Raw genomic sequence first — 11,140 nt, 5'->3', positions numbered from 1 at the left:
GCTAGGCAAGTGATATTTTTTCTTTAACTTGTATAATAAAGCCGAGGTGTACGATGATAAAATATTTACAAGAAGAAAATATAGATAAAAATTTAATTAAGCAAGTGGAATTATATAGAAGAGAAAATGGACTTCCTGATAATGATAGGGTTATCAAGCCTGAGTACAAGTATTATGGCAAAGAAGTTTTGGAAGAGGCTATAGCTGCTCTTCTTGCTGGAAAGAACATTCTCCTTACTGGAGCTAAGGCTACGGGCAAAAACGTCCTTTCGTCCAATCTTTCCTATCTTTTCCAAAGACCTTCCTACAACATTTCCTTCCATGTTAATACTGATTCTGCTGCCCTTATTGGTGCAGATACTTTCAAGAATGGTGAGGTTGTTTTTAGGAAAGGGCCTATCACAGAAGCTTGCGAGAAGGGGGGCTTTGCTATTTTGGATGAGATAAATATGGCAAAAAACGAGGCGATTTCCGTCCTTCACGCAACTCTTGACCACAGGAGGATTATCGACCTTTCTGGTTATGACAAGATAGCCCTCGATCCTAATACTAGATTTATTGCGACAATGAACTACGGCTATGTCGGCACAAGAGAGCTTAATGAGGCTCTTTCTTCAAGGTTTATGATTATTAATGTGCCAAACATTACGGGGGATAATTTGGATAAGCTCCTTAGGGATAATTTCCCAAGTCTAAAGGAAAAATACAGGAAGGCCTTTATCGATTTATTTATGAGTCTTCAAACCAAGAGCGAGAATAACGAGATTTCTACCAAGTCTGTCGACCTTCGTGGTCTACTCGGAGCAATCGAAACTATAAAGATTGGGCTTTCTCCTTACCAAGCCTTGATGATGGGGCTTGTCAACAAGTCCTTTGATGAGTTTGAAAGACAAATCGTCCTAGATACCTTAAAGAGCAAGATTCCTACAAATATTTCTGAGAGTATCTTTGATGAATGAGCAATTAGAGAAGATTAGGCAATACAACATCATCTGGGATTTTGCAAAAAACTACAAGTTTTTGCCTAAAAAATCCTACCCAATGGATAACATCTACCTTAATATGATTACGGGCTACAAGATTAGAACCTTTGATTTTAAGATTTTGGATTCTTTTTTTGCCTATATAAAAAAGGATAATATGTTTTTTGAGGATTTTAAGTTCATGACCGAGATTCTAATGGAAAATATTTCCTACAAGGAACTTGCCAAGGAAAATCTGGTGATTGGAGATTTGAGGAAAAAATATGCCAGAGACCTTATGGCAAAATACCTTGTCCACAATCCAAAAGACCTCAAGGAGCAGGTAGAGAAGGCCTATTATGGCTCTATACTTGATAAGCCTATTACTGAGGGCAAGGTCTTTAGGGATATCTACTCAGCCCTTTTTGCCATCCATACAACAAAGACTACCGACCTTATCGATGAGCTTAATGATTTTTTCGAGAAATATTTTCGCTTTTGTAGGTCTGCCAAGGACAGGGATACCTTCAAGGAGATGGTTAAGGAAAACAAGCCCAAGGACTTTAAAGATAAGGACGAGCTTGATGATACAAAGTCCGAGTATACCGATGAGTATATCAACGAGCAATTTGGGATAGGGTCGGCTGAGTTTACGGGCAATATATACTTAGCAGAAAAGACGCAAGATAATGACAAGAACCTCATGTTCCTGAATAAGGGCGAGGATACCTACCATTCTTCCTCAGAATTTATCGAGGACTTCTACGGACTTTCTATCCTCCCAGAAGAGAAGGTGAGTGCCCTCGAGCATAAGATTGCCAAGGGGGTTCATGGGGGAAAAAGACTTTATTTTACTAGAGGAGAATATTCCACCAAGGCAAACGCCCGATATTATAAGAAAGGAAGGCGTGAGCAGGCAGAAAAAAACGAGTCCTATATCAAGGAGAATATGGCAATTAACAACAGGTCTATCAACGAACTTACTCTTTCTATAAAAAACTCCATAGCAAATTTCCTAGACTACAACGAAGTCTACAAGAATTATGGGGCGATTGATTCGACCAAGGCGTGGAGGGCGAGTGTTCTCCATGATTACAATGTTTTTGCCAATGAAGAGAGCGATGATATAACTAAATTTAGGGTCGATCTTCTCCTTGATGGGTCAGCAAGCCAAATAGGTCGCCAAGCTATGGTTGCCAACGAGGCCTATATAATAGAGAAGGCAATGGATGCTTTGAACATTCCTATTAGGGTGATGAGTTTTTCTACCCTAAGAGATTTTACAGTCTTTAATATCTATAGGGACTATGACGAAAAGCACAACAACGACAAGATTTTTAATTTTTTTGCCTCAGGGTCAAACAGGGATGGCCTAGCCTTTAGAACTATTAACGAGCTTATCAAAAATGATGATGAAAATACAAAAAATATTGTTCTTGTCCTATCTGATGGCAAGCCTCACGATAAGAGGTCTAATATAAATACGGTCAAACTTTTGGACAAGGATCAATATGTTGATGATAATGCAGTAAAGGATACAGCCAAGGAAGTGAGAAGGCTAAAGGAGAATAACATATCAATCTTAGGGGTCTTTACTGGTGAAGAAGAAGATGTGGAAAATGCCAAGTTGATTTATAATACTGATTTTTGTAGGATAACCAATCTTGAGAACTTCTCCAAAATAGTGTCCATATTTATGAAGAATCAGATTTTACTATAAGCAGGCTTACCTGCTTTTTTCTTTTACATTCACTCTTTATGCATGGACAAAAAAATACCAGACTGGTCGACAATCTGGTATAGGCTAAGTTATTTTTTGAACTTGTGGTAGATAGTATTAATCATTTCCATTACTTCTGGGATTCTTGCGAAAATTACAAGTCCACCATAGACAAGCATAGCGACTATGATTGCTACAAACAAGGCAAGAATTTTTGGACATAGACCTTGGAAGAAGTTGTTGGTAAAGCTTGCAACTACTGCCATAATTGCTGTGGCTACTGATATTTTAATTATTGAAATAAGAGAAGCCTTGAAGTTGATAGATCCAAAGTTTTTTCTAAATTTATAAATCATCAAAATCATTCCGACAAAGGAGGCTAGGACTGTTGAATAAGCAAGACCCACCATGCCGAATAATTTAATCATGACGAAGTTAAAGATGATATTTACACTTTGTTGGATCAAGACAACTATTACAGGAGTTTTGGAATCACCTACTGCGTAAAAACCTCTATCGACAACATCCATTACTGATATGAAGATATTATTTGGAGCATAGGCAGCAATCAAGGCTGCGACTATTACAGTATCTTGGCTGGTGAAGGCATTTCTCTCAAAGACAACTGAAACAGCTGGCTCGGCAAGAACTGCCATTCCTATACTTGCTGGTATTATTAGAAGCATAGTAGAAACAACAGAAGAGCTTATTCTTTGCTTCATTTCATCAATTTTTCCTGCTTGACCAAGCTCTGCAATTTTTGGAAATAGGGCTGTGGTTACAGATATAGTTATGATACCTGTGATTAGGGTAAGCATTGTCTTTGAATAGAAGAACTTGCTGATGGCTGCCTTTCCAAAAAAGGCTGATGCCATGGAGTTATCAACTATTATTGAAAGTTCGCCCGCAGCAGATGAAATAATAATCGGAATAGCTATAAGCATAAGATTTCTTACATACTTATTGTGGATGTCTAAGATTCTCCTGTGCTTGTAGCCTAGCTTTCTAGCAGCTCTAGGAAATAGGATGTATTGGAGACTATTGCCCAAGAGAGCGCCTATAATTAGGTAGTAAGGATTTTGGGTAAGACCTGTAAGAATAGTAAAGCCTATAATTATAATGTTCATAATAACGCCTGTGATGGCAGGATCGAAGAAGTTGCCCTTCAGGTTCAAGTAACCTCTAAAAACTGCCGAATAAAGATAGGCAAAAACTGCAAACATCATTATCCTTGTGTAGTTTGTTGCAAGATCTAGGGATTGACCAGAAAGATCTGGAGATAAAATTTTGGAAAATGGTCTAGCCAAGATTATCCCTAGAACAACAGCTATAGCAGCAAATACCATCAAGATATTGAGGACATTTGATGTAAATTCCTCAGCTGCAAGTTCGCCTTCTTCATTTTTCGCCTTATTATAAATTGGGATAAAGCCTGAAATAATCCCAACTGCGACAAAGTTTGCTATGACAACTGGTAGGGTGTTGGCAGTTGTGTATATACTTTTTAAATCACTTGCTCCTATGTAGGAAGCCATTACTGCTTCTCTCAAAAACCCAAATATCTTGGATATAATGGTTATGAGCATCAGCATTATTGTAGTTTGACCCATATAAACCTCTCTTTTTTTCTTATCTTCTTATTATATCATTAAGATTTATAAAGACAAATCAAGGCCCTATGATTTCCTTGTATTTCCTACCCTTATTTTTTCATCTGCTATAGATAAGCTTGATAGGCTGTGTGATACAAGCAAGATAGTCTTATCTTTGGATGATTCTTTGATAGATTTTAGGATAATCACCTCATTTAGGATGTCGAGATTGCTAGTTGGCTCATCAAAAAGCATGAGGTCTGCGTCATGAAGAAAGGCTCTGGCAACCCCAATCCTCTGCCTTTCTCCAGCAGAAAGTCCGCTGCCTATCTCTCCTGCCATAGTTGCATATGACTTAGGAAGGGATTCTATAAAGTCGTGGATTGATGCTTTTTTTGCTGCATTTATTATTTCTTCCTTGGTCGCATCAAGTTTAGCAAGCCTTATATTTTCTTCTATACTTAAATTAAATATATAGGTATCCTGGCCTAGTAGACTTTCTGCCTTTCTTAAATCAGCACTTGCTAGGTCTTTGATATCCTTATTGTTTATAGTTATCTCGCCTTTATTTACATCCCAAAACCTCATTATTAGCCTTAGGATAGTTGACTTACCACATCCACTTTTTCCATAAAGACCTAAAATCTTTCCTCTATCTATAGTAAGTGAGAAATCTTTTATTATAGGCTCATCCTTATAGGCAAAGCTAACATTTTTTATTTGCCCTTGGTCAAAACTTCCTAGTTGACCCTCGCCCAATACTTCTTTTACAAGAGGTTTTTCAGCTAAGAGATCTAGGATTCTATCAGCACTTGCAAGGGTAAAGGCTAGGAAGTTTCCGAGGTTGGATAGGGCGACAAAGGGGCCAAAGCTTGCAAGAATTGCAAGGGTTGGAATGATTATTCCATCAAAGCCAACGATTCTTCTATCATATAGATAGGCGGAAAGTGCGAACATCAGTAGGCTAGAGCTTAAGATAAGACCAGTTGTTAGGGCTTCTTGAAGGGATTTTATTTGATTTATCTTTAAGTCAATTTGTTTTAAATTTCTTGATTTATCAATTAGATCATCTTCACTTTTCTTTTTCAAATCAAATTGCTTAACCTCATAGATGTTTCTAATTCTTTCAAGAACAAAGGAGTTAAGCTCTCCTGTTTTGTTTCTACTAAGCAGTCCTAAGTCCTTGTTTAGCCTAGCTATAGCAAGGGGAACAATAAGTCCAATAGAAGTATAGGCTAAAAAAGCTAAGATGGCTTGATAAATTGTAAAGCGAGAAATAAAAACTAGAATAAATATCATGTATACGAGAGCTATGGCTATGGGAGAAATTGTATGTGCATAAAAAACTTCTAATAGCTCTATGTCAGATGTTATCAGACTTATGAGCTTACCCTTTTCCTTAGTGCATAGCTTAGCAGGCCCTAGACTTCGCATCTTTTTAAAAACAAGGTGTCTAATTTGTGCAAGGATTTTAAAGGCTAGGAAATGGTTTAGGTATTGTTCTATATAATGAAATATTCCTCTTAAAACTGCTAGAGCTAGTATTAATTTAATGATAAAGTAAAAATCTTGATGGGTGATTATGCTTACTAGACCATAACCAGCTAAGATTGTTACAAAGCTTGCACATAAATGCCCGAGACTTCCTATAAGGACTGCCATAACCATTATTGGATAAAGATTTCCAACAAGATTTAGCATATTTTTCATTATTAAAAAACCATTTCTTCTAGTTTTCATAATCTACCCCCTTGAGATAATTAACTAATTCTTCCTGCTTGTCAAAAATCTGCCTATAAGCCTTTGACCTCCTATAGATTTCTTCATGGCTACCACTGGCGCTTATTTTTCCATTTTCTATAAAATAAATCCTCGAAGAATCGACAAGATTAATAAGTTTATGAGAAATAATAAGAACCGCCTTATCTTTGGCAAGATTTTTAATAAGAGTCATGATTTTTTCTTCATTTACCCTATCAATATTGCTTGTTGCCTCATCGAAAATATATAAGAGCCCATCTGACAAAAAGGCTCTCGCAAGATTAAGCCTTTGCCTTTGACCACCTGAAAGATTGGACGAATTTTCCAAAATTTGTGTATCAAGACCATCTTCTTGGTCAAAAAAATCATAGAGATTGACCTTTTTTAAGACATCTAGCAGAATATCATCACTTAGACTTGGGTTTGCAACTAGAAGGTTATCTCTTAGGCTTCCCCTAAAAAGTTTTTGGTCGAAATCAACTCTAATTATTTTCTTATGAAGATCTTTAGGGTCAAGGGTCATTTTTTCCTTGCCATTTATAATAATCTTTCCGTCATATTTTAGGCTATAATCAGTCAAAAGCCTGGCTATGGTTGATTTTCCAGATCCACTTAGACCTACTAGGCTTACAAATTCTCCACTTTTTATGCTAATATTTATAGAGTCAAGGATTTTTCTATCATTCTTGTAGGAAAAACTAACATCATTAAAGCAAGCCTCAATCTTTCCTCCTACAATTTTATCAGAAGAAAGGTTCAGACTATCACTTTCGAGTAGACCCATAAGCTTATTAGAAGCAGCTATTCCGTTCATGGCTATGTGAAAAAAAGAACCTAATAGCCTTAGGGGAAGGAAAAATTCACTTGCCAATAAGCTAATAAACATTAGCCCAAAAATTGTAATATTGCCCCTTGAAAACTCGATTAAGGAGATAGCAATGCCTAGGCCTGCTCCAGCATAGGCAATTATATCCATGACTGATGTTGAATTTAGTTGCATCAGAAGAACTCTCATGGTAGCTTTTCTGAATTTCTCAGAAAAATCATCCATTACATCTTGCCTATAGGAATCTGCCCCATAAACCTTGAGGTCTGTAAGCCCTTCCAGGTTTTCCAAAAAAATATCAGCTAGGCTAGTATAGGAAGTCCAGTAATTTCCAAGAAGTTTCTTAGCTATCTTTTGGACAAGAATAATAGAAATTGGTATTAGGGGAAGACATATAAAAAGCACAAGGCTTGCCTTTAAGCTTACAAAGGATATCACAGCAAATAGGATTAGGGCTGATGATAGACTATAGTAAAGTTGTGGCATATAGGAAGTGAAATATATCTCTAGTTGGTCTACCCCCTCAACAGCTAGTTGTAAGATTGACGAGGTCGAAAGGGACTTTTTGTAATCAATCCTATCATCCATAAGTTTATCAAAAATCAAAGTCCTCATCTTCTCCTTCATGGTCATTGTTGATTTAAAAGCAATATTTGAAACTTGATATTGGCTAAATATTCTAGCTCCAACAAAAATTAAAGCTAGAATAAAATACTTGCCTACAGGTATTGATTGTCCTTCAAAAATTTCCATAACTGACATACTTATTAGGAAGAAAATTCCAATTTGCATGAACAAGGATAAGTATCTAAAAAACAAATTTAGAAATAGATATTTTTTTTCAGGTGCTAAAAGTTTAGCAAGCTTTTTGTTTATCATAAAAACTCCTTAATCAAATACTGAACTTCGTTCATATTAGCCTACACTTATACCTTTTCTAGCAAATGTTCCTAGCAAATACTATCTCCTAAGATATTAAAACAAGGCTCTATAAGCTAAGGTTAATAACTGAACTTTGTTCATTTATTAAATTTTAACATATATTCCCAAGTAATGCAATTGATTTTCACTATCTAGTTTTTATGAGTTTATTATTATCTTTGACTACTTGTAGGTTTACTTGTAATAAACACATGAAAATAAAAAATCCCTATTTCTAGGTAAGCAATAAATAATAAGTGAAGGCTAGGTATTTAGGCTAAAACATCGCTTAATATTTTATTGCTTATCCAAATTAGAAATAAGGATTAAACTTTATTTAATTATATTTGTAATTTGCTATCATCTGGCCTATCTTCTTGTGGGATATGCTCGTTATCTGCTGGTGACTTATAGATTGACTTGGCGGCGAAAGCCTTAACTGCCTTGCCTGTCTTGTTTTCTGCAACTATTGTTCCAGGTCCTCCTACACAACCACCCATACAAGCCATTCCTTCTATAAGTTTGCCATTCATCTTGCCAAGTTTTGCCATCCTTGCAAGTTTGACGCAGTTATCGAGGCCTTCAGCTCCCTCAACATCGACTTTTATGTCAGGGTTGATTTCTAAAATTCTTCTCTTAACTGCCTCTGCTACTCCACCACTTACTGCATAAAATCTTCCAGTTTCTGAAGCATCCATCATCTCCTCATCAACTTCGATTTCTGATGGTTCGATTCCCTTAGCTAGGAACATTCCTAGAAGTTCCTCATAGGTTATTACAAAGTCAATTACTTCAGCTACTTCATCCTCTAGGGCCTCAAGTTTCTTTGAGATACATGGTCCGATGAAGACTACTTCGCAATTTGGATCACGTTTTTTCATTTGTTTTCCAGAATAAATCATTGGTGTTGAAGATTCAGAAATCTTATCATTAATATCTGGGAATTGCTTCCTTACCATAGATTTCCATGAGAAACAACAGCTTGTTCCCATAAATGGTATCTTTCCAGTTGGAACTTGTTCTAAGAACTCATGCGCCTCATTCATTGTTGTAAGGTCAGCACCAAGTCCTACTTCTATAACATCCTCAAATCCTAGTTGTTTGATGGCCTCTCTGATTTGTTCTGGGCTTACATTTACTCCAAATTGACCGACAAAGGAAGGAGCGACTACAGCATAAACTTTCCTATCTGATTGGAGAGATTTGATAAGTTGGTAAATTTCGCTCTTATCAGAAATTGCCCCAAATGGACAAGTTATAATACATCTACCACAAGCCACGCACTTATCTTCTTTGATTTCAGCACGACCCAAGTCATCTGATACTATGGCCTTTACGCCACAAGATTCCGCGCAAGGTCTTTTTTGGTGGTTGATTGCATGATATGGACAAGCGTCAACACACTTACCACACTTGATACATTTGTCTTGATCTATTACAGCTCCTTTGGCTGTATATGTAACTGCGTTTTTTGGACAAACATTCACACAAGGGTGGCCTATACAAGCATGGCATTGGTCTGTTACAGTAACTTTATTTTCTGGGCAAGCCTCACAAGCAACTTTGATTACAGATACTAAAGGTGGATTGTAGATTCTCCTATCATAATCCATGGAATCAAGTCCATCTGTGATTGCATCTGTATTAGCAGCAGTTCTAGCATCAAGACCTATACACATCCTAAGTCTTTCCCCCATAACTGCTCTTTCTCTGAAGATATTTTCCCTATATTTTGCTTCTTCTCCTGGAAGAATATTGTAAACTTCAAGAGCGATATCAGTAATTGGTCTATTTTCATAGGCAATCTTTGCAACTGCCTCGAAAGCCATCCTTCTTATGTTAAGTATGTCTATGTATGATTCTTTCATTATCGTTCCTCTTCTATCTTATTTTTTTGGTACTAACTTATCGAACATCATCTCCATCATAACTTCAGGCTTAGCCTTTTTTATGTAAGTATCGTCGATTTTTACTAATGGAGCATTCTTTTCTGGATTTTCTACTTCATTCATAATATTTTTATATACGATTTCAATCTCTGGAGAATCCCCAAGATTCTCTACTTTATAAGCATATTTTATGTCTCTTTTAACTATGTTAGCAGAATCGTATAGGAATTCATTTCCGTGGGCAGTGCATCTAGCACATGAACAAATGGTTACTTTCATAATTTCCCTCCAATTATAGTCTTACTTAGATTGTATCAAATTTAACAGGATATAGCAATTAATAATACATAAACATAAGCTAACTATAATAAGCTGATGCCATATTGTTTTGTTTATGCTATATTAATCTGGGTAACAAAAAAGTAAGACGGTTATTCGATTTTTAATAGAATAATAATTAAATAATAATTTAAAAGTAAAAGGGATGTACAGATTATTATGATTAGAAAATTAAACTTACTTCCATATATTGTTATGATAATTTCAAGCGTGGGATATTACAGTAATATAGGCAGAGAAGACTCATTATCTTACTTTTGGATTTCTATATTTCTAGTATCCTTAATAATACTAACAATAAACAACAACAATTTATTCAAAAAACATAAATCTAATATTGTATACTATGATATATTGTTTATTCTAGGAGTATTATTAGTACCACGAATAAACTTACCTTGTGGGGCTTCTAGATTAATTATGGCTATTTTAGGGGCTATATATGCACTTTTAATTAGTCGAAAGAAAAATTTAATTTTTACTCAAGGTATCATCTGGTAGGTACTTAATAGAGACAATCATATGTCCCTTAAAAGAGGAATTAATTAAGAAATCTATGAAAGGAATATTTTAGCAAATTTTGTAGTTATTTTGATTAAAATGAGTTATGATATGGAAAAGTCAATATTTTGGAACAAGAAATTTATTCCTATCTATTTTATAGTTGGAGTATTATATTTTTTATTACTTAAACTATGCGCTGAAACATCTAATACTATAAGTTACTTACCTGCATTAGTTTGTATTTTAATTGGTTTATCATCAATTATTTACAACCTGTCAAATAGATAATAGTAACCAATTGAAAAAAAAGCAATATTTGCAGATCAAGCAGAGTAACTATAACTATCATTACAGTAGAAAACGAAAAAAAGCTGATACTCACAATCGAGGATCAGCTTTTCTTATATTTGTATTCTTTTTTAAGCATAAGACATTTTGGAATTTACTTTTAAAAATAGCGTGAGACTAAAGAATTACAATAGTTTATATACATAGCTTGAATAATTACAGGACCTAAAAGCATTCCAAAAGCGGTTAATACCTGATTTTTTTCCATATACCGTAGGTCCCCAAATCATTATATATCATAAAAAAGTTGTTTATAAATTTTATTAATTATTCTTTAC

Annotated in this window: 7 protein-coding genes; 2 read left to right on the top strand and 5 right to left on the bottom strand. The window is 35.3% G+C overall.

What is annotated here, in order from left to right; genetic code table 11:
• The first annotated feature begins 53 nt into the window (after window positions 1-53).
• Together Q0W95_RS03705 and Q0W95_RS03700 are read left to right on the top strand one after the other, a co-directional pair.
• On the top strand, window positions 54-959 hold the full coding sequence (locus Q0W95_RS03705; protein ID WP_297790132.1) for an AAA family ATPase: 906 nt from the start codon (window positions 54-56) through the stop codon (window positions 957-959).
• Entirely contained in the window at window positions 952-2,682 is a 1,731-nt protein-coding gene (locus tag Q0W95_RS03700) for a hypothetical protein (RefSeq protein WP_297790130.1), read from the top strand. The genes Q0W95_RS03705 and Q0W95_RS03700 overlap by 8 nt, the downstream gene beginning before the upstream one ends.
• A gap of 89 nt (window positions 2,683-2,771) precedes the next feature.
• Here Q0W95_RS03700 and murJ read toward each other — a convergent pair whose 3' ends face one another.
• The 5 genes from murJ to Q0W95_RS03675 all read right to left on the bottom strand — a co-directional run bounded on the left by murJ (window position 2,772) and on the right by Q0W95_RS03675 (window position 9,950).
• On the bottom strand, window positions 2,772-4,292 hold the full coding sequence (murJ, locus tag Q0W95_RS03695) for a murein biosynthesis integral membrane protein MurJ (protein WP_297790128.1): 1,521 nt from the start codon (window positions 4,290-4,292) through the stop codon (window positions 2,772-2,774).
• A gap of 66 nt (window positions 4,293-4,358) precedes the next feature.
• On the bottom strand, window positions 4,359-6,014 hold the full coding sequence (locus Q0W95_RS03690) for an ABC transporter ATP-binding protein (RefSeq protein ID WP_297790126.1): 1,656 nt from the start codon (window positions 6,012-6,014) through the stop codon (window positions 4,359-4,361).
• Window positions 6,004-7,740 (bottom strand): ABC transporter ATP-binding protein/permease, encoded by a 1,737-nt coding sequence (locus Q0W95_RS03685; RefSeq protein ID WP_297790124.1) that lies wholly within the window; start codon window positions 7,738-7,740, stop codon window positions 6,004-6,006. The genes Q0W95_RS03690 and Q0W95_RS03685 overlap by 11 nt, the downstream gene beginning before the upstream one ends.
• A gap of 383 nt (window positions 7,741-8,123) precedes the next feature.
• Window positions 8,124-9,650, bottom strand: coding sequence for a 4Fe-4S dicluster domain-containing protein (locus Q0W95_RS03680; protein ID WP_297790122.1), 1,527 nt, complete (start codon window positions 9,648-9,650; stop codon window positions 8,124-8,126).
• An 18-nt stretch (window positions 9,651-9,668) separates the two neighbouring features.
• On the bottom strand, window positions 9,669-9,950 hold the full coding sequence (locus tag Q0W95_RS03675; RefSeq protein WP_297790120.1) for a hypothetical protein: 282 nt from the start codon (window positions 9,948-9,950) through the stop codon (window positions 9,669-9,671).
• Between the last annotated feature and the right edge of the window lie 1,190 nt (window positions 9,951-11,140).

The sequence above is a fragment of the uncultured Anaerococcus sp. genome (assembly GCF_947253225.1).
In the GTDB taxonomy this organism is placed as follows: Bacteria; Bacillota; Clostridia; order Tissierellales; family Peptoniphilaceae; genus Anaerococcus.
Note: the sequence above shows the minus strand (reverse complement) of the source record. Positions and strands in the feature narration are given on the sequence as shown.

Bases quoted from the DNA above. Each gene is read 5' to 3' on its own strand.
- Q0W95_RS03680 (WP_297790122.1), bottom strand. From the start codon at position 9,650: ATGAAAGAATCATACATAGACATACTTAACATAAGAAGGATGGCTTTC.
- Q0W95_RS03685 (WP_297790124.1), bottom strand. From the start codon at position 7,740: ATGATAAACAAAAAGCTTGCTAAACTTTTAGCACCTGAAAAAAAATAT.
- Q0W95_RS03690 (WP_297790126.1), bottom strand. From the start codon at position 6,014: ATGAAAACTAGAAGAAATGGTTTTTTAATAATGAAAAATATGCTAAAT.
- Q0W95_RS03675 (WP_297790120.1), bottom strand. From the start codon at position 9,950: ATGAAAGTAACCATTTGTTCATGTGCTAGATGCACTGCCCACGGAAAT.
- Q0W95_RS03705 (WP_297790132.1), top strand. From the start codon at position 54: ATGATAAAATATTTACAAGAAGAAAATATAGATAAAAATTTAATTAAG.
- murJ (WP_297790128.1), bottom strand. From the start codon at position 4,292: ATGGGTCAAACTACAATAATGCTGATGCTCATAACCATTATATCCAAG.
- Q0W95_RS03700 (WP_297790130.1), top strand. From the start codon at position 952: ATGAATGAGCAATTAGAGAAGATTAGGCAATACAACATCATCTGGGAT.